The organism is Mesorhizobium sp. M0106 (genome assembly GCF_040322715.1).
Taxonomy (GTDB): domain Bacteria; phylum Pseudomonadota; class Alphaproteobacteria; order Rhizobiales; family Rhizobiaceae; genus Mesorhizobium.
In genome coordinates this window covers 53991-76648 of sequence record NZ_JAMYUA010000025.1, presented here as the reverse complement: position 1 = coordinate 76648, position 22658 = coordinate 53991, and the positions used below count along the sequence as shown (strand labels likewise).

Annotated in this window: 21 protein-coding genes and 3 pseudogenes; 9 read left to right on the top strand and 15 right to left on the bottom strand. The window is 59.0% G+C overall.

What is annotated here, in order from left to right; all coding sequences use genetic code 11:
- Positions 1-56 precede the first annotated feature (56 nt).
- A complete protein-coding gene (locus NKJ55_RS22760) occupies positions 57-938 on the bottom strand; it encodes a hypothetical protein (RefSeq protein WP_352451814.1) in 882 nt (293 codons plus the stop codon).
- 63 nt (positions 939-1001) lie between these two features.
- Between NKJ55_RS22760 and NKJ55_RS22755 the strand changes: the two genes are divergently transcribed.
- Positions 1002-1130, top strand: coding sequence for a hypothetical protein (locus NKJ55_RS22755; protein ID WP_352451813.1), 129 nt, complete (start codon positions 1002-1004; stop codon positions 1128-1130).
- Between the two features lie 7 nt (positions 1131-1137).
- Here the strand turns inward: NKJ55_RS22755 and NKJ55_RS22750 are convergent, their stop codons facing one another.
- Complete coding sequence (locus tag NKJ55_RS22750; protein ID WP_352451812.1) at positions 1138-1392, bottom strand: DUF982 domain-containing protein; 255 nt, start codon at positions 1390-1392, stop codon at positions 1138-1140.
- Positions 1393-1799: 407 nt separating this feature from the next.
- Between NKJ55_RS22750 and NKJ55_RS22745 the strand changes: the two genes are divergently transcribed.
- Positions 1800-2819 (top strand): S1 family peptidase, encoded by a 1020-nt coding sequence (locus tag NKJ55_RS22745; RefSeq protein ID WP_352451811.1) that lies wholly within the window; start codon positions 1800-1802, stop codon positions 2817-2819.
- A gap of 29 nt (positions 2820-2848) precedes the next feature.
- On the opposite strand, the gene NKJ55_RS22740 is transcribed toward NKJ55_RS22745, so the two are convergent.
- The 6 genes and pseudogenes from NKJ55_RS22740 to NKJ55_RS22715 all read right to left on the bottom strand — a co-directional run bounded on the left by NKJ55_RS22740 (position 2849) and on the right by NKJ55_RS22715 (position 8430).
- Positions 2849-3313 (bottom strand): hypothetical protein, encoded by a 465-nt coding sequence (locus NKJ55_RS22740; protein ID WP_352451810.1) that lies wholly within the window; start codon positions 3311-3313, stop codon positions 2849-2851.
- 42 nt (positions 3314-3355) lie between these two features.
- A complete protein-coding gene (locus NKJ55_RS22735; protein WP_352451809.1) occupies positions 3356-4273 on the bottom strand; it encodes an endonuclease/exonuclease/phosphatase family protein in 918 nt (305 codons plus the stop codon).
- 100 nt (positions 4274-4373) lie between these two features.
- Positions 4374-5414: a ComEC/Rec2 family competence protein gene (locus tag NKJ55_RS22730; RefSeq protein WP_352451832.1), complete on the bottom strand. Its 1041-nt coding sequence runs from the start codon at positions 5412-5414 to the stop codon at positions 4374-4376.
- A 57-nt stretch (positions 5415-5471) separates the two neighbouring features.
- Positions 5472-5639: pseudogene (locus tag NKJ55_RS22725) on the bottom strand (MBL fold metallo-hydrolase); the annotation flags it as partial.
- A gap of 59 nt (positions 5640-5698) precedes the next feature.
- Complete coding sequence (locus NKJ55_RS22720) at positions 5699-7531, bottom strand: gluzincin family metallopeptidase (protein WP_352451808.1); 1833 nt, start codon at positions 7529-7531, stop codon at positions 5699-5701.
- 59 nt (positions 7532-7590) lie between these two features.
- A complete protein-coding gene (locus NKJ55_RS22715; RefSeq protein WP_352451807.1) occupies positions 7591-8430 on the bottom strand; it encodes a S1/P1 nuclease in 840 nt (279 codons plus the stop codon).
- 239 nt (positions 8431-8669) lie between these two features.
- Here NKJ55_RS22715 and NKJ55_RS22710 point away from each other — a divergent pair, with 239 nt between their 5' ends.
- Positions 8670-9728, top strand: coding sequence for a hypothetical protein (locus tag NKJ55_RS22710; RefSeq protein WP_352451806.1), 1059 nt, complete (start codon positions 8670-8672; stop codon positions 9726-9728).
- 682 nt (positions 9729-10410) lie between these two features.
- Here the strand turns inward: NKJ55_RS22710 and NKJ55_RS22705 are convergent.
- Positions 10411-10551 (bottom strand): hypothetical protein, encoded by a 141-nt coding sequence (locus tag NKJ55_RS22705; RefSeq protein WP_352451805.1) that lies wholly within the window; start codon positions 10549-10551, stop codon positions 10411-10413.
- A gap of 37 nt (positions 10552-10588) precedes the next feature.
- Here NKJ55_RS22705 and NKJ55_RS22700 point away from each other — a divergent pair, with 37 nt between their 5' ends.
- Positions 10589-11131, top strand: a complete 543-nt coding sequence (locus tag NKJ55_RS22700) for a hypothetical protein (protein ID WP_352451804.1) — start codon at positions 10589-10591, stop codon at positions 11129-11131.
- A 1105-nt stretch (positions 11132-12236) separates the two neighbouring features.
- Positions 12237-12440 (top strand): hypothetical protein, encoded by a 204-nt coding sequence (locus tag NKJ55_RS22695; RefSeq protein ID WP_352451803.1) that lies wholly within the window; start codon positions 12237-12239, stop codon positions 12438-12440.
- 119 nt (positions 12441-12559) lie between these two features.
- On the opposite strand, the gene NKJ55_RS22690 is transcribed toward NKJ55_RS22695, so the two are convergent.
- From NKJ55_RS22690 to NKJ55_RS22680, 3 genes are all read right to left on the bottom strand, one after another.
- Entirely contained in the window at positions 12560-13333 is a 774-nt protein-coding gene (locus tag NKJ55_RS22690; protein ID WP_352451802.1) for a hypothetical protein, read from the bottom strand.
- Positions 13330-13971 carry an MBL fold metallo-hydrolase gene (locus NKJ55_RS22685; RefSeq protein ID WP_352451801.1) on the bottom strand — a complete coding sequence of 214 codons (642 nt, stop codon included), beginning with the start codon at positions 13969-13971 and terminating at the stop codon, positions 13330-13332. The genes NKJ55_RS22690 and NKJ55_RS22685 overlap by 4 nt, the downstream gene beginning before the upstream one ends.
- A 1159-nt stretch (positions 13972-15130) precedes the next feature.
- Complete coding sequence (locus tag NKJ55_RS22680; RefSeq protein ID WP_352451829.1) at positions 15131-15427, bottom strand: adenine nucleotide alpha hydrolase family protein; 297 nt, start codon at positions 15425-15427, stop codon at positions 15131-15133.
- Positions 15428-15481: 54 nt separating this feature from the next.
- On the opposite strand from NKJ55_RS22680, the gene NKJ55_RS22675 reads away from it, so the two are divergent.
- Complete coding sequence (locus NKJ55_RS22675; RefSeq protein ID WP_352451831.1) at positions 15482-15751, top strand: hypothetical protein; 270 nt, start codon at positions 15482-15484, stop codon at positions 15749-15751.
- Here the strand turns inward: NKJ55_RS22675 and NKJ55_RS22670 are convergent.
- Positions 15635-16363: pseudogene (locus NKJ55_RS22670) on the bottom strand (IS6 family transposase). The gene NKJ55_RS22675 and the pseudogene NKJ55_RS22670 overlap by 117 nt on opposite strands.
- A 273-nt stretch (positions 16364-16636) precedes the next feature.
- Between NKJ55_RS22670 and NKJ55_RS22665 the strand changes: the two are divergent.
- Complete coding sequence (locus NKJ55_RS22665; RefSeq protein WP_352451800.1) at positions 16637-17014, top strand: flagellar export protein FliJ; 378 nt, start codon at positions 16637-16639, stop codon at positions 17012-17014.
- Between the two features lie 199 nt (positions 17015-17213).
- Here the strand turns inward: NKJ55_RS22665 and NKJ55_RS22660 are convergent, their stop codons facing one another.
- Together NKJ55_RS22660 and NKJ55_RS22655 are read right to left on the bottom strand one after the other, a co-directional pair.
- Positions 17214-19133 (bottom strand): potassium transporter Kup, encoded by a 1920-nt coding sequence (locus NKJ55_RS22660; RefSeq protein ID WP_352451799.1) that lies wholly within the window; start codon positions 19131-19133, stop codon positions 17214-17216.
- Positions 19134-19217: 84 nt separating this feature from the next.
- A pseudogene (locus NKJ55_RS22655) lies at positions 19218-19392 on the bottom strand (IS6 family transposase); the annotation flags it as partial.
- A gap of 766 nt (positions 19393-20158) precedes the next feature.
- Here NKJ55_RS22655 and tyrS point away from each other — a divergent pair.
- The gene (gene tyrS, locus NKJ55_RS22650; protein WP_352451798.1) at positions 20159-21418 is read left to right on the top strand and encodes a tyrosine--tRNA ligase; all 1260 of its coding nucleotides are present in this window, start codon (positions 20159-20161) and stop codon (positions 21416-21418) included.
- A gap of 305 nt (positions 21419-21723) precedes the next feature.
- The gene (locus NKJ55_RS22645) at positions 21724-22002 is read left to right on the top strand and encodes a hypothetical protein (RefSeq protein ID WP_352451797.1); all 279 of its coding nucleotides are present in this window, start codon (positions 21724-21726) and stop codon (positions 22000-22002) included.
- The last annotated feature ends 656 nt before the right edge of the window (positions 22003-22658 follow it).

Sequence of the window (22658 nt, the reverse complement as noted above, 5' to 3'; positions counted from 1 at the left end):
TATGGCATCATGCGGCGACATTAGGGGTCGAGGAGGCGATGGCCGCACGCCAGTCATCAAACCTCTCCGCGTAGTCTCGCCCCTATGTCCACAAGCGCCTTGCCCACAACGACCAAATGAGCCGGACTATCTAGGAAGGGATACAGTTGGAAGCGCACTGTAAGCAACCCCTGCTCGGGGCCACCCATCGCCTCACCAAGAAATATCTGCAACGTGTGCCCGTCGATATCCTCAATCGGTGCTACGAAAGGATCGTCACCCACGTACTCTGAAACGTCATCGGATCGGTTGAGGATCAAATCAGTCAGGAACGGCTCAAGCGCATCCAGTCCAAATTTGGCCGCCGCAAAGGCATGCGCAGTCTTCGCGAGTGATCGAAGGTAATGAAGGCGGTTTACTTCACCGGTCTTTACAGCAACGTGGTTTGCGCCTGTTTCCGCTGCGACCTTTCGACATAGAGTGACGGCAGCTTCCTCATCAACGAAAGACCATGGACTCCCACGTTCGATGGCTGGGTCTATGGGATTACGGAGGCGGCGTGGCAGAGGAGAAGCCCATAAGTGGAATGCGATTGGGGCCTCATTGATGGGTATAGAACGAAAGCCCAAATCCCTTATCACTTGCCCTTCGGTATTCACCTCGACGAAATGCAGGTCCGCACAGGTAGGTCTTTCTTTCGGTCGGCGTGTAGGTGCGTCAACTTGCGTCCTGAATATGCCCAGCTGCTTCTTTAGAACTTCTTGCTCATATCGCTGAATGATGTTCTGACAGGTTTCGCAGCAGGATTTTTCAAGAACGATCGTATTAGCTGCGAGCGCGTATGGGATGACATGCTCGTTTCTGAGTTGGCCCTGGTCGCTTCCGCAGTAGATGCACTTGCCGGGAGATTTGATACGAAGGGTTTGCCCCTCGTTCAGTTCAAAGACGGATAATTCCATACTAGTTGGTGCCCTATACATCCCGATCTGATCGCTTCTTACGCCATTAGGAAGCTTGAGCAAATGGCGAAGAGCCTTGTGACGAAACATGCCGGCGTCATGGCGTGGTCGCGTGATGCCAACCCATCGCTTGGCGAATATGGAGAGCCCACGACGCTCTTTGTGGGTGGCGACGTGCCGGACATGGAGTGAGGCGGGCTTAGTCCTCTCGCACGAAAACGCCGGCTTCCTTGGCGGCCCCGACGAATGCCTTTCGGGCGACACTCACGGTCTTGCGCTGCTCCATAACGTCCATCATCGCCTTGAGGGCTGAGCGGTACTTTGGGCCGCGCTTCTCGGCCGGCCAGCGTTCAACGAGGAAACTCGCGGCTTGGGCAGTTCGGGTCACCGTCAAGAATCGGCCGGTGCGTTCAGTCTCGATGGTCACCGGAATGTCAAACTGCTCGTCGCGCATCTCGCTACTCCGCAAAGCTGGCGAGTCGAACGGGATGGTCTGTGATTGGTTCCAAGAGTTGGCCAGGGCGGCGCTGGAGTACGACATTTCGATAACTCCCCCCCTATGGTGTAGGAGTGGCCCCTCTGGTGGCCTTTTAGGCGTTCGCGTCGGGGGCTTCAGGCAAGAGGGCCTGCGATCCTCGCCTTCATCGGCCCGGCTGCCAGATGGCCCCCTTTGGTTGCAGGGGGGTAGTGCTCAAAGTGACTGCCTTTAGTACCGGAAAGACTCACGGTAGTTCCGCCCGGTATAGGAGGAGGGGAAGCTATTCCCCAATCAGGCCCGCTACCCCTAAGATACTAAGGGACTCCTTTACGCTCGATTCGGCGATATCGGTAAACACTCTCCACTAGGTGATTGGGGACGACATGGAAACTACGCCCATTGGGGTCCGACGACGCGCCGCAGTAACGATCACAAGCGACCCGTTAGCTGCTGCCGCAGTTGGCAGTGAAGTCCATTTCGAGGCCATGCGCTTTCAAATGAACATCGGAGTAGAGGCCGGCTTTGGCTCAATCGAGAACTGGGGCCATTTCGGTGGGGTCGTCTTAGGTTTGGCATTTACAGAAGGTGCGAGAGTTTCGGTCCAAGGGACCGCCGTCATGGTCGCGCCAGGGATTGCGGTGACAGCGACGCATACGCTTGACCCGCAAGCAGAGGCCCTACGGGAGAGCCGCACTGAGTGTGTGGCATTTGGCCTGAGAGATGATGCCGCGATGTTTTGGAGACTTCGAGGCGTCACTTCAAATGCCAATAGTGACATCGCGATTTTGAGTCTTGAAGCGGCCTCGCCTCTTCCGGACCGGAATGTGTACAGACAAGCGTGGATAACGACACGTTCGCCGCAGGAAGGCGAGACCGTGACGGTCATTGGATTTCGCTTTGAGGACACGTTGATCGGTACAGGCTTTAGAGGTGAAGCCTTTGCCTCGCGAGGGAAGGTGGTTACGGTCTATGACGACAAACGAGACAGCGCTCTGATGCGGTGGCCGAGCTTCGAGATTAGCGCTCATGCAGTCGGCGGAATGAGCGGTGGACCCGTTTTTGACAGTGGCGGTTATTTGGTAGGTCTGTTGTCTTCAAGCATGTCGTCTGAAAGCAATGACGGGCCTGCCTTCGCATCGTTGCTCTGGCCATGCCTGGGGCTGCCATTTGTGCCGACATGGCCGGCCGACCTCGTTGGCGGCAAGAAGTCTCTTCTAGAAATCGACCCCAGGCTCTGCTTGATCGACGGAAGAGACGCGGTTTCGTTTGTCGAGGCTCCCGGCGGCGACAGAAGGCTTCAGTATCGGCATTGGGATCGTCCGGAGAGCTTTTGCAACGGTTCGCAGACCGGAGCAGGTCATCAAGGTATTGGCGCGCCGCCTGTGCATCGGTTTCATCTCTGACCGAACTGAGCGTTTTGGCCGCCTCCTGTTCAATGTTCCACGCAGGCGAAACGGCTATCGGCGACGCCATTCAGATAAGTTGCACCGGACGTCGAGACGGCGGCGCCTGCACCGAGCAAACCGATGGCAAGGGTCAGCAGGGTGCTGGCCCGCGGTCCCCATTGGATTGCCTTCTGCAGGCCAGCGAGTACCGTCGTTCCAGCTCCGAACACGACGACCAGCGTCAACAGCCATTGTGCCCAGGATTTGGTCTCAATGGTCGCCTGATTCACGCTGGTCGCGATGGCATTGGCTTCGCTGATGGCGTTGTTGATTTCATCCGGAGGCAGCGGGAGGGCACCGTCGAACCCCGATCCGATGCGCGCAAAATCGCCGACGATGCGAAGGGCCTCCGGTGTCAGGGCGAACGTGACAAGAAGGCCTATCGCGAGAATGGCAATACCTATCGCAATGAGTGTCTTCCCCATGCCCCCTCCACGTCGATCAACCAACATGCACCGCCTGCCCCCATACCCTGAGATCCGACTTCGCCAGGACTAGGTTACGCTCACAGCAGCAGCAATTTCGGCGCTCCCAAAATCATCGTCCCGCCGCACCACGATTGAGGTTTTCACCAGATAGTGGTCGGAAAGATACTTATCATGCGCCAGGGGACTTGCCGATCTCAGAATATACTGGCGGCTAAACCGGAAGGTTTTCCGCTCGGCGCCGCGCGGGATAAAGATGCGGTCGAACGGAGCATCATTGCCGATCGCGTAGGTCGGGATGTCGTCTTCATTCAAGTCTTCAAAGCCGCTCTCGATGAAGGCCTGAATCGCTCCTTCGTCACGCCTTTTGCAGTTGGTGTCGCCGAGGACGATGATATCACGCTCATCGAAGGCATCGCCAATTGCGGCAATCTGCGCCATCAGTTCGCGCGCTTCATGGTATCGCGTGCGCATCACGACGTGGCGTTGCCCGACGTTCGACTTCATGTGAAGCGGTATCACCACGAAGTCCGTCAGTTGTATGGCTGCGTCTTCACCGGGCCTCGCCGCAAATTTCACCGCATGCGGATGCCTGTCCCAAAGGAAGAGCCTGTCTCCGTTGTCGTCGACGACCTGGTTCGACACGTTGACGCGCAGGGTGTCGCCGACTTTTGTTACGCGGGCCGTGTTCCAGGCGATGCCACAAAGCTGTTCTCGATCGCTCGGATCACGATTCGGGAAGATTTCGTACTCCCAATGATTGCCGGTGTGCTCCTCGACGAGATCTAAGGAGGCTCTGAGGAACTTGTTTCCAAGTTGGCCGCCGGCTGGGAAATCATCCGTGATGTAGAGCTCCTGAATCGCTAAAATGCTGACGCCGGAGAGTTCGATGTGCTCGGCGATGGCGTACTGATTGTTCGGTGAGTCGTCCACTCGCCCGAAATGTTCGATATTCCAGCTGCCGATATGTATGTATCTTGGTTTCATGTGACCCTCCCTTTGCCAAAATGACGGTTCATGTCATGCGAGGAGTTGCCGACGGACGGTCGCCGCGGTGCTGCGCGGGCCCAGATCGACGCCCGGGCGGTCACTCCGCTTCGATCTCGATATCCACATAAGTCTTGCCACTGAGGATGCACTCGAGGTCCGTTCGCGGCGGTTGTGCCTCCATGAGCCACTGCTCCTCCCGGTCCGCATAGTGCGGCAGGTTCGCGGCACCGGCCGCACCGAAGCTGTCCAGATACTTTCGAGCGTTGCCGACGCGCTTGCCGAGCTCGACAAGAAGCTCGGAGCGCGGGATGCTTGGGTACGTGTTCCCTCGTGCCGTCGACACGAGCGCTTTCGCGGCTGGCTGCTCTCCATCGGCAGGAAGGGGAAGGATCGCATTCAGGATCCTGGCAGGCTCGCTTTCGCCGTTTCCGCCGCTGGACCAAGGCGTGGCGTTCTCGCTGCCATGATGGCCGATTTTGAGGAAATCGATCCGCTCGCCCAGAAGTTCGGGCCGCGTGTTCCACATTGTGTTCCAGGAACCATTTCCCTGCCCAAGGCGGAACGTATTGGTCCATTCTGCATCGCCGACGAACAGAAGGCGCCGTCCTTTCCATTCGATCAGCAGAACGACACTGGTGTTGTTGATGACTTTGTCGTTTTCCTGCGTGAACGCGAACAGTCCCGACATCATCCGCGATCGCAGACGCCGGAAATCGGAGCCGCTTATGCTCTCGGGCCTGACCTGGGGCTCGTCCCTGAGCGTTCGCAGGGCACCTGTCGTTTCATTGAAGGCGTGAACGATCTCCGCCCCTTCATCACCGAGATAATAGAGGTCGATATTCTCTTCGGGCCCGAGAACCTTGAGAGTGGCGCCCTGCAGTGTCTCGATCGCCAATTCATCTTCCGTCATGTCGGCATGGACGTATTTGGGTTCGATTGCGTTTCGGGTCGGAAGCGTGGTTCGCAACGCCTCCATCGCGCCGTCATTGCCGAGCTCATAGAGGGCAACGAGGCCTTGGAGCTCAGGGCTCAGGGACAGGTCCCTCGCCGCAAGATTGCGCATGGCCCGCGCCGCAAGCCGGTTGAGGGCAAAGGCGTGTTCGGCTTGAGGATGCTGCGCGTTCATCGCCGCGCTCATCCAGATGTTTTCGATTTGGATGCCGTCGAAGTCCTCGGGGTCGAATCCCTTGATATGGTCGGCATGTTCGTGTGTCGCGACCAGAAGGTCGAGCCGAACCCGCCCACCGCCGGCGTCCGGCAGGATCTCTTTCAGATTTGCGACCGCACGCTTTAGTAGCGCTGCCCGGCCCTTCGAACCGCAGTCTATGAGGATGTGGAAGTTGTCGACCGCACCGTCTTTCACACGCGCCCCGGGAATGCAGCAATAGATGCAGTCGCCGACCTCGACGTCGTAGGCGCGGACTAGGAGCTTATCTGCCACTGCACATCTCCCATTTCATCGTCGCGATCGTCATGGAGGCCGATATGCGGAGCCAGGTGAAAGCGCACCGTGCCGTCGATCACGCGCGAGCCGAGAGGAGCTATGCTCTTCTCGAGCAGCCCAGCCTCCCCACCAATCGGATTGTTGATTCTCCCTGCCGCAATCCGACGGGCCAACGCCGAGAGGAAGGCCGCCCTGCGCTCTCGTCCTTCCTCAAGCTCATCATCGGCGTCCCGGCCCGTGCCAAGCTGTGGCCCGGTACCCGGCTTCCGCGCCCAGTGAAGGACGTTGCCGTTCTCATCAAGCGCGATCGTGCCGCCGCACAGCAGACTTGTGGTCTGGCCTTCATAGGCGCCGAATTCAGCACCGTTGAGCTCGACATCCTCGCGCCAGACGTACTGGACGAGGACCTGCTTCGGCTGTCGGCGCCCGTCGATGGTGAACTTCTGCGCGGTCGTGACCTCAGGAAGAACAATGTCCGCCGTGTACGGGATAAGCAGCGACTTACGGTTATCGTCGAGGAAGCGGTAGGCGTACGCCCGCGAATTCGCGATGGTTTCGACATCGTGAAATATGTCGACAGGCAGACGCCGGAACGTGACCTTTGCTCGGCCAAGCTCTTCACGCTCCGACTCGTCGATCAGCCCGCGTTGTATGAACGCGTCGAGCATCATCGCTCGCTGACCGTCCGGATCGCTCGGATTGGCGATCTCCTCTGCCCGCAGGACGGCGATCGCATAATCTTTGAAGGTGACGTCTACGGGCGGCAGCAGATCGAGGGGCTGCACTGCTACGTTTTGCATCCGTCGCACAGTGTACCAGAATGCCTTTGCGACAGAGAGCTTTTCAACGTCGATATAATATCGCGACAGCCGGCGGAGGATGTCAAATATGGCTCCGGTCAGCACCTCCGACATGAAGTGTTGCGACTGGCTGTCTTTCACGTCAGCAAACGTCTGCTTGTTCAGAGCGCTACGCAGGTAAGGCCGATCCTTCACTTGTCTGCCGAATTCGTCGGCAATGCTGGACAGCGCACTCTCGCTGTCGAGGTCGCCCTCTGTTTTCGCGACGAGTTGGGCACGGAAGGCATTGTTGCGGAAGGCGATCAGGATCGCAGCCATATCGCCCATGAACTCGTGAAATCCCGCGGTCTCGGGCAGCACGGACTCGTTATAGTAGGGACGTAGACCTTCGAGCACGGCATGGCCGAATTCGTGGTTGATGATGTCGGCTGAGAGGCAGGTGAAAACGCGGCCTGCAGGTCGGTCGAAATAATAGAACTGGAGCGACTTGCTCTCGCGATCGTAGTAGGCGTTTTCGCCGTAGCCGGCGTGGGGAACAACGATCAGCCGGTTGCCCTCGAAACCCCAGCGAATTGGCCGTCCCAAACCAAACCCGTTCTCGAAGTAATCAAGTCCGTTCTGCAGCGTGGCCCAGACGTTCACCTGGTGGAACTGAGGCGTGTTCAGCTTGTTCCGGTCTACCTCATCGCCATTCTGGTCGAGAAAAACGTTTCGCCGAGGATCCCACTTCGCCGGCGCGGCGAAGGACTCAGTGCCGCCGTCATAATCGACCACCACGAATCGTGCACTGGTTGGACCATCGCCCAACCCCGGTTCCCAGGGCACCAGAAATCCATCCGCGAAATCGAACTTCTGGTCCGACGCCGTGATGGCCGGGTCCTGAAAATAGACGTCGAACGGGATGCGTAGGTCCAGTTCCTCCTGTACGTCCCGCTGCACGTATCGGCGCGCCGCATAGACCTGCCTCCGAGCCTCCGGGGAAATGGACAAGTCCTGCGTCGCTCTTGGCATGTCACCTCCCGTGCCGGAGTTTTCCGGCCACCTCACAAACGCTTCGTGACGGCGTCTACTCAATCACTAGGTAGGCAGCTGCTGGTCGAGAAAGCCCTGTTGAGAAGTTCCGCCAATCGAAGGCCCGCGGTTCCCAGCTGGTGGTCGATCAGAGGAAGGTTCTCGTTCCGATAAGCATCATCCAGCACTATGTTGTTCGGCACGCTGGCGATCAGTGTGACTGCGATGCGGTGGCTCTCGTTCGCCCAGTCGGTGGTCGTACCGACAGAAATGGCAGTGGCGTCAGCCGTCCTGAGCCAACCGGTTTCGAGGCGCTCGACATAGCTATCCCATGACCAGGCGGTCTTGTCGATCAGAGCAGCGTCCCAAGCTGAGTGCAGGTTTGTGTTGAACGGTAGGTCTCCGTTCACCCGCTCCAGGGTGGTTATCGTGACATCGATGCCGTTTCCGCCGCGTTCGTCCTTGATCGTGTGCAACGGTTGATGGAGGTCTCCAATGAGGTGAACCAGGAACTTCAGCGCCCGCTGCCGCTGTTCCGTTGGTGCGGTGGCACAGCTGACGAGCGCGAGTTCCCGGTCGATCGCTGCGATGATGCAATCACCAAGCGCCGGGTCGGGTGTGCAGTCGCGAGTCGCGTCGTAGGCTGCGGCGGCGGATGGTATTTCGACGAAATGCCAACGGGTCGTTCTCCGGTCTCGAGCGCGTTCATCATCTGCCCAACTACCGATGGATGCGAGTGACGTACCCGGCCCCAGGATGGATTCGACACCAACGGCGGCCGCGTCGTTCAAACGATGCTGCGCGATCTCCGCAACAATCGAATGACCAGAGGTCCCCCAAGCAAACGCAGTATGAGTTGCCGCAAGTACACCCAATGCTATCAGCACAAGTGTCCGCATTATGCACGTCCCCTCAAGATCTACATTAAGACATCCTTTTTGTGACAGATGCAAGACAACGGCCTGAGGCCGACGGACGAGGTGAAAAAACTTGAGCTTGGTTGCGGAAGTTGCGATCCAGCCATGACGCAACAGCAAGCCACACCGATGCCGATGGATGGAGGGTTTCAGCGCGAGCTACGCCTTCGGGGCTGCTGAACTCGGTAGCGGTTTAGAGGCTTACAAACGCAGGAGACACAATGGGGAAGATGAAAGAGCTGCAGATCGAGACCCACAACCTCGATCGAGATTGGCAAGATCTATTGCTACGGATTCTCGCGCAGGAGGACGTCGGCCTGGCGGCCGCAACGCGGCCGGATGAAGAGCCAGCAGACGAGGAAGAATGGGAACTCTACCGTTCGCTTCCAGACTTGACGTTTACGCCGAAAGAGACAGTCAGAAAGTTGGCCGTCGAGTTCAAGATGTTCCGCTGGCAGAAAGATTGGCAGCGGCATGTAAGAGACGCGATTTCTCACATCCATGGGATCGTTAGAACAGAGGGCTTCGATGGCGGGATCGTCATCGTATCCCTCGACATTTCGGACCAGGCCCTCGCGGAGCTCAAGTCGACCGCCGCACCTGAAGTTCAGATTTGGGGACTGGGCACTCTGAGGTCGTTGGCAGAGAAAGATGACGCACTCGCGGACGCCCTCGAAGAGCTCGTCTCAGAAACTGTCCTCGACGGTGATTCTGGCATTCGCGGCAACGTGGACACGCAATCGCCGACAGGCTGGAAGCTCGCTTCGCGCCTCCGTCAAATCCCAGCCGGCAAGGAAGGTTGGAGCGACTTCGAGAAATATTGCGAGCAGGCTATTCGGTTTCTATTTGCGGCGGAACTCTCCAATCTGAGTTCTCAACAGCGCACCGACGATAAGCTGAACCGAATGGATTTGATTGGCCGGATCAAATCAGATCGCGGTTCATTCTGGTCTATGATCGCCGCCGACTTCTCGTCTCGCTACATTGTCTTCGACGCGAAAAACTATCATGAGCCGATTGGTCAAGCTGAGATCCAAATCACCGAAAAATATCTCTTCTCCAAAGGGCTCAGGACGGTCGCTATCCTGGTCGCGCGATCAGGCGCCGATGAGAGCGCCCGGAAATCTGCCGAGACGATCTTGCGTGAGAATGGGAAGTTCATACTGGTCATCAACCTAGACGATCTGTGCCACATGCTTACGGGAGCGGATGCGGGGGACCCGCCCGAGAACCGGCTTTTTGAACGAATGGACGAGATGCTCATGAAGATGGGTCGATAGACAACCGTCAGCTCGGCGCACGCTCTTAGCGACGCAAGTAGTCACCGCGACTCCGACGCATCAGAGGAACGACCGTCAAGATCTATCTTCACGGCCAGCTTGTCCGGCAGCCGCCCCTAGGGTTGGGTCAGGATTGAACCTTCTCAGCAACTCGCATATTGTTGGTTGAGCGCCGCCATCGTCGGCGTGGCCGCTGCCATGGCGAAGGACCGTCGTCCAACGGGTATTCTTTCTCGCGACCGAACCCTGATTCCGGCCGCAAGAGGTGAGCAGCGCATCTCGACAAGGCCGAGATGAAGGACTTCGCGTGTATTCCACACTTGATGGCGCTAAGAAATGCGCAAAGGAGTTGAAGCGGCTGTTTGAGGACAGCGGCTTCGTTTTTCCGTTGAACAAATGCCAGGCAGCAGTTGCCCGCGGCGGGGGCTTCCGAGACTGGCACGATCTTGAGGCAGCTCTCAGCAACTCCGTTCGACCGATCGAGCTAGGTGCCTTTCGCAAGCGGCTGCTCGTAGCGTTGCCCGAGCCCTGCCGTCCACCCGTGCTCGCGTGGCTCGACAAAGATCCGGCGGAAGCAGCACCCGATCGCGAAACACCCCCGCGTTGGTATCGCGACGTCTTTCCGTATCTGATGGCGACCGCCGCGTTGCACCGCAGTCGCAACCCTCTGCTACGGCCTGGTTCAGGAGCCGGCCAGCGACTGCGAGAAGCACTCGTCCTCGGCCTCCTTCTCAACGTCCATGGAGGAACGCGAGCCGTCCCCTGGCTTGAGCCCGACACACTTGCCTTTGTGTTCCGTGGCGACCTGGCGTCTCTGTTTCAAGACGATGCTCCCACGGTTCGACGCCGAGCTTGCGACATTGATCGCTGCCGGCATTCTGGACGTCCAGGAGGGGCGGGTCAGGGTGCTTTCTCCCAATGCGGAGGCGGTGGCGGCGCGTGTTGCTGACAACCGGACCGGAAAGGCCGAGTATTGGGCAGGGGCAGGCGGCGCCGAGGGTACGTGCTCTGCACGACGCGCTTGCTGCTATCGGCGTCCGCAACGCGCGGCGGGTCGCGGACGCCATCTCCCGTTTCGGTTCGGACGCGTACATCACACCTCCGGGCCGGTGCTGGAGTTACTTTCTTCGCTCGCTGAGGAGGGCGAGGTCGAGACGTTCGCCAAGGCATACGGGCTGTTCACCACCCTTCGGCCGCTCAATGCCCACTATGTGCGCGAGTCGGTACCGGCAAAGATCTCGTCGCGCTATCTTGCGAGTCATCGACGTCTCGATGCATCCAAGATACTCGCATGGGCATCCGTCCATCCGGATTGGCCAGATCAGCTCAAGGCGACGCTATCGAAACCGGCCCTATTCGCTCTCACAGTCAACGCGATGGCAAATGCGATCGCGGTCGCATGATCATCAAACCGCCGCCGCGCATACGGCGGCGGCGGTTCCTCCTAGTTAGATATCCGTTCGGTTCTTGTGCTTTCGTCCTCCCTGCTTGCCGTCCGCGGGCGGATCCAGCCGGAGGGAGAGGTGGTCCATCTTGTTGCCCATCACCTCACCGACCTGTTCGGGGGCATTGCACATGCCTCTAAACCTAGGACGGGAACTCTCCTATTCCGAGAGGGAAGCCCCGGGTATCAGCCGCTTCGCTCCCAGCATATTCCATTTGGGTCGCATGGCGCGGATGAGGGCGGCTTCAAGCCCGGCGGCAGTGCTCACCGGCAGACCGTTCCACTCGAGCGCCTCGGGTGTCGCGACAAAAACCTGCACCGACTTTGCCTCGGCTAGGCACTCGAGGATCAGCGCCTTCCACGCGCGAGCTCGTCCTGTGGCCTTTGTGGCCCCGCCGGTAGTGGCCCATCCGCGCGTGCAAACCTGTCTGGGTCAGCCCGATATATTTAACCACTCCGTCAACGGCGAAGGCGTAGATTCCAGGCTCGTTGGGCGCCCTCTCGCTAAGATGGAAGGCCTCTTCCGAAAGGCGGGTCCACTCGCCGACTGGCCGGAACCCGGCCTTGATCAATACTGCAGGCGAGGCGTCCAAGCGCGGGCTGGCAGCCGCATGATCCGCCGCCTTGGGTTTCCCGGCGCTACGAGGTCGTTGCCCCTGTGCGCCTCTGGCTTCCTCATCGACGAGCACTTTGCGAACATGCTGGTATCGGAGCTCGAGCATACGGGCGATCTCCGCCCGCTCGTAGCCGGCTAGCGCGAGCGCCCGAATTCGCGCGGATTTGGTTGTAAGGCCAGTAATCACATCCTCGACCGGAGGTCGTGCGGTTCGCAGGTCAGACATCGATCGACCAGACCTCAATACCATCTTTCTCAAATTGCGGCCGCCGCGAGTTTCCGGGGAACAGCGGAGACATGAAGAACACGTACCGGTTGCGTTCGGGCCGCCCCGCGAGCTTCGCGAGGTCCGCCGCAAGTTTGCCGTTGTTGCGGGGGGTTGCCGCAGCGAAGGTCTCCGCGCCAACCTCACCAGCTCCACGCTCATGATGTCGAGCTCGAGCGACGCATGGGCGCCAGGCGCGAGGCGGAAGCCGCCGATATTCGGATGCAGCTGCAGCAACTGCCTGGCAGCGCCAATCGCGACTGCAAACGTCCAGGTCTGATTGATCTGCTCGATGAAGTTGAGCGCACGATCCTCGATCGAATGAAAGGCGACAGGCTCGAATTTGATCTGCCGCAGCATGTCGAGCGGATCGCCGGTTTATGCTGACATCCAGTCCCGCGCTCGTGCGGCCGACGCACGCACGAGCGACATCAGTTCGTCGGCCTCCTCACGGCAGCTGACGGTCAGCGCAGGCGCCATGGCGATCCGGCGAACCTCTTCCAATATCATCTCCCCATCGTGCGCCCGCACCAGAACCGATAGGTGCTCATGCGTCGATCGTCGACGACATGTCCGTGAATCCCGCGAGCCTGCACGACCGCGAGGGTGTCAAGCATCCGCGCCACGCGGTTCTGGCGATCGACCGTTGTGGCCAGGGCCATCTGAAGGCCGTCAAATGCCAGGATTTCCTCGTGGAAATTGTGAGCGGAGCCGTGGTGGGGCAGCGTCAATATACCAACATTGGACGCGTATGGCTGATAGAAATTCATCCAGGGGTCGCGCCGTAGCTTCTGCTTCAGCGCGGAATCTCCCGTTCCGAGCCAGCCCACAGGTTCAATGAAGCCGATGTCCCAATGGGGAAAGTCCTCATAGGGCCATCCGTATCGATGCCAGCGATGATCGTCATCGGCTGGTCGGGTGCTTTGACAATACGGTCCGGAGTAGAGCGACATCGACAGGGCGTTGTGGCCGTGCCCGAAGTGCTCACCGTAGAGATCAAGCAGCACCTTCGTCTTCTCGGGCGAGCAAAGAAATTCGATCGATTTCGCGGCGAGCTTTTCCTCGTTGCCGCCTCTGATCCTAAGGGCCTTTGTGACCGCTCGCTGAAAGCGGGAACGAACGGCCTTGTCGACCGGATGCACATAGGGGAGCAGGATCCAGTCGCCGATCTGCCACTGTGCAGTTTCATGATAGCGCCACTCCAGTCGCATGAAGGAGCCGGCGCCGGCAAGAACGGCGCCGTCGGCGGCTTCTGACCTCGCTTCGCTGGCGGCCGTCAAACCTTCCGGGACAGGTCCTCTTGGCTTACGCAGGTGGTGGGCAAGCCGCGTGCCGGGCTTTTTCTTTTCAATGCCATCGGATCCCGGCGATCGTCACCCCCGCCGTCGTCGATCGGACCATCGGGCTCCATCGGCCCGCCCGGCCGCGGAGCATCACCATCATCCGCCTCGAGAAAGATGACGTATCTCGCGCCGCGGTCCAGCCACCAGCCCGCCGGATTGCCGAAGTACTCGCGAGCGGATGTCGAAACGGCGCCGGACTCCGTGTCAGCGAGAATGAAGATCAGTCGCTCGATGACGTCGAGATACGGCACGACGACGGTCTCTGCTGGTGCAATGGCCTGCAAGTGTTCGATGCCGTTGATGTGATCAGAGTGGAGGTGGGATACGAAGAGAATGTCCGTGCGTCCCTCGCAACTCAGCCGGTGCGCGTTTAATGCGCTCTTGAACGCGTTGCCGTGCTCGGACCCGCAGTCATAAACGTACCGGAAGCTCTTAATCTCCGTATAGCCTTCCAGCTCCGCACCAGTTCTTGGTGGCTCGAAGACCTGAATGTGTCCCGTGTGGAAACCACCATGTCCAACGGCATGTTGTACGCGACTGACGCACGCCCTGAGCACGATTGCCCGCCCCCCCAATTTTCTTTCCTGAAGCTTATAGCAGCATTGCTTGCCAAATCTTTGCTAGTCGTGGAATCGCGTGACGGTGCTCCAGTCTGCACCAGTTCTTTCCGATCGAACGGGGCGGTGGCGCATGAAGACGCTGCCTTAAACATTGTCTGGCGCTCACTGCACGAACTGACCTCAAGGGGGTCTAAACATGCCAGCACGCTCTCATGTTCACGTTCTGTGCTCGAAAAGTCGCATAAAGAGGCAATCTGGAAGTTGAAAGTTCAGGACCCAAAGGGGCCTCATTTCATTCCATTGAACCCGCCTTGGCCGGATAACCCTTTGCGACGTAGCTAAGAAGGCGGCTTCATAGCCGAGCGCGATGGCGAAGATGCGCTAGTCTAAGTCTAGACGCATCTGTGAATTTTTGCATGCGCATCGCTGCCGACAACGCCATTGTCCTGCTCGAAAACGGCTGCGGCGATCGCGGCAACGCGATCGATGCGATCATTTAGACAGAGGCCTCCGCCTGGCATCGAGCAACATGCACGGAGGTACGCAAAGCGCAAATTGCATCAAGTATTTGATGGGACGAGCCCCCCGCGCAAAGAGCTTGCGCTGCGTCCATCGTGCCGCCGAACTGGGGGCGTGACGATCGACCACGATGGCCTATTTTTTTGCAAAGTCGAATGTCCCGATTCCGAAGGCAGGGAAAAACTCCGACCACAGCGAAGAAGAGTAACAACACGGGCGACGCAAGCCGCCTTGCCCTCTAGCAGGGGAGGTGGGACGCCCATGGTGATCGGCTTGACTCGCTGGAGGAAGCACAAGGTCTCGGCGGGCGCAGGCGCAAGCGACGGGTCGAGGCTGGCCACCGCGGTATCTGATCGAAGCGTAGTCGGACAAGCAAGCGGCGTAGTGCCCTACCTCGATGTTCCTAGAAGCGCGCCGGCAGCCTGGGCGGGGGGCTTGGGGTTAGACTGCCGGCGCACGCCACTCATGAAGAGCGGCCTCTTTTCGCGGTTCGGACACCCATAGTCAACCCGGCAACGTCTGGATGCCCGCTGTGCTCTTTGCAGAGCGGCGATGCCGGCATATCGGCCGATCCTGTCTAGGATGGTGGGCCACTCTCGTCGGCCGAGTTGATGCTCCAGCCAGTATCGCCTTGCCGACCAGCATGAGTTCGCCGTTAGCAATCCATCGTCGCGAGCCGAGATCGAGGTAAAAAGCGCGTGTTATCGACTATGTAGCTGACGCTCCCGCTGACGCCCTCGAGTGCGCACGCTATGGCCCGTTCGCACCTCTTGTGAATAGTACTGCCCCATGCACCTGAAACCGCCTCCTGGGACCAGGCTTGCTCAAGCCCTTGCTTCAACACGATTGATCCGACGCCAAGGGAAGCGGTTTCGAGGTGCCGCAGCGCGTCCATGATGATGGCCGCCGCGGGGGCCTCGCGGACTTCGAGAACCTTTTCACCGGTTGAGATGTGTTCGAGCCCGGTTATTGAAATACTGGCTCTTGCGGATTCTGATCGACTTCAGTGCTCGTCGCGATCGATGCCGCAGGCCATTTTTCTGCAGCAAATGACCTTTCCGAAAAGTTTGCGACAGAACCCGCCGACGCCGCTCTCATCGAAGCGGATGAGGCTCAGCGGCCTCCCACCGTTGCCGGCCGAGGGCTGCTGCTGCAGAATTCATGCGGGCGTTCCAGTCACGGCCTTCCATTCGGCGATGGCTTGCAGGCGATGAACATGTATGGCGAGAGCAGAACGTTTGGGGCGGGGCGGGACGAAGAGGTTGCGGAGGGCTGACAAGGTCGAGACGAAGCGTTGCAGGCCTCCCGGCGATCGGACCCCCTGCATCATCCGCTCCCGTTTCGCGGCGGCACATGGGAATTCTCCGCTCTGTTGTTCAACCCCTTGTGCGACCGGTGCCTCGACGTCCGGCATCACCTGTCGCTTTGCCGCTCCATACGAGCGCAGCTAGTCGGTGATCATGCGCTTCGGCGCGAGCCCCTGCTTCTTCAACAGCCGCGTCAGCAAGCGCTTGGCGGCCTTGGTGTTGCGGCGGTTTTGCACGATTTCGTCCAGCACATATCCATCCTGGTCGACGGCGCGCCACAACCAAAGCTTTTTGCCGGCGATGGTGACGACGACTTCGTTCAGGTACCAGACATCATTCCGGCACGGCGGCTTGCGGCGCAAGCAGCGAGCGTAGTCCGGCCCGAACTTGATGCCCCACCGGCGAATTGTCTCATACGAAACCACGATGCCGCGTTCCAGCAGCATTTCCTCAACCAGGCGCAGGCTCAGCGGAAACCGGAAATAAAGCCAGACCGCGTAGGCGATAATAGGCGGCGGAAATCGGGGGGCGTGTAGCTGACGGCGGGCGTATTCATGCCCCCCGGCGTCTATGTCGCAAATCTTGGCGATTGGTTTGTGTGACAAGCCCGCCGCAGGTCTCAACGCGTTCATATGCAGACAACGTGAAATCGCCCTATTCCGCCTTTTTTTACCGCCCCTTAAGTCCCTCGCTCGCATGCTTGTCGATGCCATTGAACTCATGGCCATCGGCCAAGGATTTGGAAAATATGTTTCCTCTCGCAGCAGAAACCGTGAGAGTCGCTGTAGGCCTAACGTCAAGGGGCTGGGAGAGAGCGGTTTGATTGGACGAAATGTGTACCGGAGTACCGAGTCATGAAGCCACGAGGTAATCTGGTCCGACTGAAGCAATTTCAGGTGAATGAGAAGCGGCGACAGTTGCAGCAGCTAGACATGATGATTGCCGATTTCGAACGCATGGCGCGAGAACTGGACTTCCAGATAAACGCCGAGGAAACGAAGGCCGGCATCTCCGATATCAATCATTTCGCTTATCCGACGTTCGCCAAGGCCGCCCGCCTACGTCGTGACAACCTCAAGAATTCGCAATCGGACCTTCTGCGGCAGAGAACCACAGCCGAGCCATGCCTCGCCGAGGCTGAAGCAGAGCTCTCCAAGGCGCAAATGCTAGAATCGCGCAGCGGCAGAGGCCACGACCTCGAACCCGGCAACCGAAGCGCCATGATCGGCTGAGCCGGACGGCTTCAGCGCGCCTCAATTCGCGACACCCGACTGGCCGTTGGCGCGTGTGTCGCCGCAGCGTGACAGCCGTCCCGGCCAGCTATCGCTGCATCAAGCCGCTGAAACTTTACAGTGCCGGGCGCGCTGCTACTCAATTTCCTTACCGCTCAATCAATGTGACAGCACCGATTCTTCTCAACCGCGGCATGCCCTAAATCGTCACCTGCGTTCCGATCTCGACGACGCGTCCGGTCGGGATCTGGAAATACTCGGTCGCATCGGCCGCCGTGCGCGCCAGCCCGATGAACAGCTTGTCCTGCCAGACCGGCATGCCGGAATTGGGCGATGCCTTGAGCGAGCGCCGCGACAGGAAGAAGGATGTCGTCATGATGTCGAACTTCCAGCCCTGTTTGCGGCAGATCGCCAGCGCACGCGGGATGTTGGGCTGCTCCATATAGCCGAAGGTCAGCGTCACCCGCATGAACAGCTCGTTGACGGTCTCCATCTTGACGCGCTCGCTGTCGGGCACGACAGGCTGCGGCGCCGTCACCACCGAAAGGATGACGTTCTGTTCGTGCAGCACCTTGTAGTGCTTGAGGCTGTGCATCAGCGCGGTCGGCGCGCTCTGCGGGTCGCTGGTCAGGAACACCGCGGTGCCCGACACCAGATGCGGCTTCTTCTTCAGCAGATTGCCGGCGAGGAAATCCAGCGGGATCTCGTTCCGGCGCGTCTTGTCGAACAAATAGCGGGTGCCGCGTATCCAGGTCCACATCGCCAGCACAATGGTGAAGGCCACCGCCAGCGAAGCCCAGCCACCTTCGAACACTTTGACGATGTTCGAGGCAAAGAAGCCGATGTCGATGAACGCGAATACCACTGTCAGGGAGATGGCCAGCCAGAGCTGCCATTTCCAGATGCGGCTCATGATCACGTACAGCAGCACCGTCGTCACCAGCATATTGCCGGTCACCGAAATGCCGTAGGCTGAGGCAAGCTTGCTGGATTCGCCAAAGCCGACCACCAGCAGCATCACCACCAGCGCCAGCAGCATGTTGACGCGCGGCATGTAGATCTGGCCGGACTGTCTTTCCGACGTATGCAGGATTTCCAGGCGCGGCAGCATGTTGAGCTGCACCGCTTGCCTGGTCAGCGAGAAAGCGCCGGAGATCACCGCCTGGCTGGCGATGACGGTCGCAGCGGTGGCGAGAACGACCATCGGAATAAGCGTCCAGCCTTCGTTCATCTCGAAGAAGGGATGACCGACCACGCCGTTTTTCGCCAGCACGAATGCGCCCTGCCCGGCATAGTTCAGCAGCAGGCAAGGGAACACGATGGCCAGCCAGGCGAGCACGATGGGCTTACGGCCGAAGTGACCGAGATCGGCATAGAGCGCCTCGGCGCCGGTGACGGCGAGGAAGATGGCGCCGATCGTCACGAAGGCGACGTCGGGTGAATTGATCAGGAACGCGACGATGTAATGCGGGCTGACTGCCAGCAGGATTTCCGGATCGGCGATGATGTGGTTGAGACCGGAAAGGCCGATGGCCAGGAACCAGACTGCCGTGATCGGGCCGAAGATCAGGGCGACGCCGCCGGTTCCAAACCGCTGTGCCGAAAACAGAATCGCCAGGATGGCCAGTGTCAGTGGCACCACATAGGGCTGGAAGGTCGGCGTGACGACGTTCATGCCTTCGACCGCCGACAGCACCGAGATCGCCGGCGTGATGACGGCGTCACCAAAAAACAGCGAGGCACCGACGATGCCGATGCCGAGGATCACCGCCGAGCGGGTCGGGAAACTGTTGCGCGCCAGCGCCATCAGCGACAGCACCCCGCCCTCGCCTCGATTGTCGGCCCTGAGCACGAACATGATATATTTGATGGTGACGATGATCGTCAGCGACCAGATGATCAGCGACAACACGCCGAGGATGTCGCCACGGTTGGCGACTTCGCCCCCCGACGATGCCACCAATGCCTCGCGGAAAGCATAGATCGGGCTGGTGCCAATATCGCCGTAAACCACGCCGAGTGCGCCCAGCATCAGCACCTTGGTGCTGTGCTGCTCGACCTCAGAATGGCTCGATTGTTCGACGGGTTCTGCCTCGTTACCAGCATTGGTAAGGGCCATGGACGACACTCCGATAAGCGCGCGGTGCTCTACGCTTGCTGCACTGCAATATCAAGTGCCGCGACGTAATGGCTCCGTATGCGGACCGCATTTGTTGCCCCGGCGAATTGTCTCATACGAAACCACGATCCCGCTCCAGCGCCATTTCCTCGACCAGACACAGGCTCAAGGGGAACCTGAAGGAGAGCCAGACCGCATGGGCGATGATCTGCGGCAGGAAACGATGGCGCTGCTTGTAGCTGACGGTCGCGATGTTCAGGCTATCGGTCTATGCCGAAAGTTAAGTTGATAACGCCTTAGCATATCTTTCTCCTGTGTGTGTCTGCCAGACGAGCGGGCGGGCACGGAAGTGGTCGCGCTCTGGCTGCCAGACATACTCGTCGAACCTGATGAAAACCTGACTTGTACACCCAGCCCAAACCGGTGCGAGGGGTCGGTCTAATACCAAAGGCTCTGAGGGCTGACTCTCTAGGGTTCCCGCCTCGATTGATCCCAAGCAGTTCGAAATGCTCGCCGCATGAGCGCCGCGTGACGATCAACCTGCCCGACCTCAGCTGGAGTTTGCGACGGAACCGGGAAATATGCCGGACCAAGCTGACTGGTGACACACGAACGCCTTATTGTCTTCCGGTCTGGCGGCAACAGTATCGGCAGGACGCCAAAGCTGACCGGCTGCTGCAGCGAAGCGCAGGTGAAGCGCGTCTGGGCTCGACATCAGAAGGAAAGCGGGAAACAGGAAATGTTGTCGCAAAAGTTGAGTTCTGCGACGGTGCAAAAGTCAGTTGCAAATCGTCGCGACAGAGGCTCGGCAGCTCCCCGAAGTAGCCATTTCAGATTGCTTGCAGGTGCGGATAAAGTCCTTTATGCATCGGCACATGATCAAGTCCGCGCTCATCGCTGCAATCTATTATGCGACGCTTCCATAAGGAGCGGCGCGTTTCGATCATGCCTTGAAACAAGCCGCCGTCAGGCGGCTTTGTGCATTGAGAGGACCCCCTGGCGGCAATACCAGGAGGATTCCCTATATGGCACTTCCCGATTTATCAACCGGTCATTCCGAACCATGTTCGGCGGCTTTGAAGACGCTCATTGAGCGCGGCTATGTAAATCAAGGGACCGACCTGCCGGGTGTCGATGCCGCCTTTGAAGCAGGCATCGTACCCGCTTACGCTGGTTTCGATGCGACGGCTGACAGTCTTCATGTCGGCCATCTTCTTCTGATCATGGCGCTTCGTCATCTTCAGCAGACTGGCCATAAACCCATCGTTCTCATTGGGGGTGGGACCACCCGCATCGGCGATCCCAGCTTCCGTTCGGAGGCGCGGCCGATGCTGACGGACGAGCGGATCGCCGCCAACATTGAAGGGATCAGAAAGGTCTTTGACCGTCTCCTTGTCTTCGGAGACGGCCCGACGGATGCCGTGATGGTGAACAATGCCGACTGGCTGGACAGCATTCGTTGGATCGACATGCTGAGAGACGTCGGCAGGCATTTCTCCGTCAATCGGATGCTCTCTTTCGACAGTGTGAAGTCGCGGCTGGAAAAGCAGGAGAATCTGAGCTTCTTAGAATTCAACTACATGATCCTCCAAGCGTTCGACTTCCTTGAGCTAACCCGCCGGACCGGTTGCCGTTTGCAGATGGGTGGAGCCGACCAGTGGGGGAACATCATCAATGGCATCGACTTGATACGGCGGACGGATGGAAAGGAAGTCTTCGGAGTGACTACGCCGCTTCTGAAGACTCCTTCAGGTGTCAAGATGGGTAAGACGGCTGCCGGAGCTGTGTGGCTCAACGAAGATCGCCTTTCGCCATACGATTACTGGCAATTCTGGCGTAACACGGAAGACGCTGATGTCGTTCGGTTCCTGAAGCTTTTCACCGATCTGCCGATGAACGAGATCGAGCGATTTGGACAGGCTGAAGGAACCGAGCTAAACGCCGTCAAAGAACGTCTCGCCAACGAAGCTACGGCCCTGGCACATGGAACTAACGCCGCCAAACAGGCGGAGGCCACGGCTAGCCAAGCATTTGGGCAGGGCGAAGCCGCAGAGGGGCTACCGACGCTTCATTTAAATGACGCCGAGGGCTTGGCCGGAGTAGCCCTTGTGGATTTGCTGGTACGCGCCGGATTGACCTCTTCCAAAGGGGAAGCGCGAAGGGCGATCTCGGGACGAGGTGTGCGGATCAACGGCAACGTCGTCGAGGTGGATACAATGATATCGTCCCAAGACCTCCCGATCCGGCTTTCGCTCGGCCGGAAGCGCCACACTGTTGTGAAGTAGGGTTTCAGCAAATGCTGTCGCAGAAATTCTGCCCGCTTAGCGGATATTGCAGACATTCGCGTCGAGTTCCCTGAGGAATGTCGATAGACATTCCTCAGGGGTAGTTAGAGCCGGGCAAAGGCAGCAAACTGGCCGGGTGGGTGATTGGCTACTATATTGCGTGATGCTCGAGCAGCATTGTCACGCATCCATGCGGCAATGGGCGGGCCGTTTCCTTTGATGTGATCGGCATTGACGGCGACCGCACACAAGGTGTCCACCTATTTTGGTGACGCCTCATGCATCAGAGCACTCAACAGTAAAAGGTGCGGGGAAATTCGCGCTTACTAATTAACTGCCAAGCGACACACGTTTCGCGCGCGGATCTGCAGATCATCTTGCGGCGCGCGGCATTGATGCTCAGAAACGTCGCCGGCGTGCCGCTGGAACCGGCCACCGAGGACGCTCTCAACGCCATTGCTGCCGAAATGGAAATCGGCCGGGCGGACCTCATTCAGATCGTGCTGCGGGAATGGTTGGAAACGAACGCCTATCTGCCCGTGCGCGAAATCGATGAGGAGAATGAAACGGACGGGAGCGCGTAAATGCAAACTTCCGCGATCACGCTATGCACGGCGAAGCTGCGACTCATCTATCGCTAAGGCGCGGCGGACCTGATGGCCTGTCGTATTCGTCGATGGCCATGGTTCGAGCGATAGGAACGCGGAACGCCTCCGTGGCGCCCCGAATGTCGTCATCATATACGGCTTGTACGCGCCCCAACTGCCGCAGCTTTCATCGGCTGCGCACTTCGCCATCCGGACTTGAGACAGTGCCGGCTCTGCTTCGGTGCAACGTCCGCGATGGCGGCTCGATTCCTGGGCCAAGACTCCATTTTCGGGCGGCAATTCCAGCACCGACCTTGACCGAGTCATGCCGCATATCTGTTGGATGTCGCATCGTCGTAGCCCCGCTAAGCCGACCAGGCCTCCCGACCGCCGGATCGATAATGATGATCGCCTCTGGAGAATTGTTCTTGCTGTCGAGCGCGATGGTCTCCACCGTCTTGCCGTGCTCTATTTCCGCTCAGTCATGAGCAACGCCAGCCAGCCTGTCGACACTTTCGACGAGGTCCCGTGCCTTATCTGCATCGTGTGAAGGCTTTGTGGGTTCGCTCGGGCCGCGCCATCCCCAGCCTATCTTCCTTCACGCCCAACAGCGAAGCATCCAATGCTAATTCGTGAAGCGTCGAGAAAACAAA

Bases quoted from the DNA above. Each gene is read 5' to 3' on its own strand.
- NKJ55_RS22660 (WP_352451799.1), bottom strand. From the start codon at position 19,133: ATGGCCCTTACCAATGCTGGTAACGAGGCAGAACCCGTCGAACAATCG.
- NKJ55_RS22745 (WP_352451811.1), top strand. From the start codon at position 1,800: ATGGAAACTACGCCCATTGGGGTCCGACGACGCGCCGCAGTAACGATC.
- NKJ55_RS22730 (WP_352451832.1), bottom strand. From the start codon at position 5,414: ATGAGCGCGGCGATGAACGCGCAGCATCCTCAAGCCGAACACGCCTTT.
- NKJ55_RS22715 (WP_352451807.1), bottom strand. From the start codon at position 8,430: ATGCGGACACTTGTGCTGATAGCATTGGGTGTACTTGCGGCAACTCAT.
- NKJ55_RS22720 (WP_352451808.1), bottom strand. From the start codon at position 7,531: ATGCCAAGAGCGACGCAGGACTTGTCCATTTCCCCGGAGGCTCGGAGG.
- NKJ55_RS22750 (WP_352451812.1), bottom strand. From the start codon at position 1,392: ATGCGCGACGAGCAGTTTGACATTCCGGTGACCATCGAGACTGAACGC.
- NKJ55_RS22710 (WP_352451806.1), top strand. From the start codon at position 8,670: ATGGGGAAGATGAAAGAGCTGCAGATCGAGACCCACAACCTCGATCGA.
- NKJ55_RS22665 (WP_352451800.1), top strand. From the start codon at position 16,637: ATGAAGCCACGAGGTAATCTGGTCCGACTGAAGCAATTTCAGGTGAAT.
- NKJ55_RS22755 (WP_352451813.1), top strand. From the start codon at position 1,002: ATGGCGAAGAGCCTTGTGACGAAACATGCCGGCGTCATGGCGTGGTCG.
- NKJ55_RS22740 (WP_352451810.1), bottom strand. From the start codon at position 3,313: ATGTTGGTTGATCGACGTGGAGGGGGCATGGGGAAGACACTCATTGCG.
- NKJ55_RS22760 (WP_352451814.1), bottom strand. From the start codon at position 938: ATGGAATTATCCGTCTTTGAACTGAACGAGGGGCAAACCCTTCGTATC.
- NKJ55_RS22735 (WP_352451809.1), bottom strand. From the start codon at position 4,273: ATGAAACCAAGATACATACATATCGGCAGCTGGAATATCGAACATTTC.
- tyrS (WP_352451798.1), top strand. From the start codon at position 20,159: ATGGCACTTCCCGATTTATCAACCGGTCATTCCGAACCATGTTCGGCG.
- NKJ55_RS22695 (WP_352451803.1), top strand. From the start codon at position 12,237: ATGGGCGCCAGGCGCGAGGCGGAAGCCGCCGATATTCGGATGCAGCTG.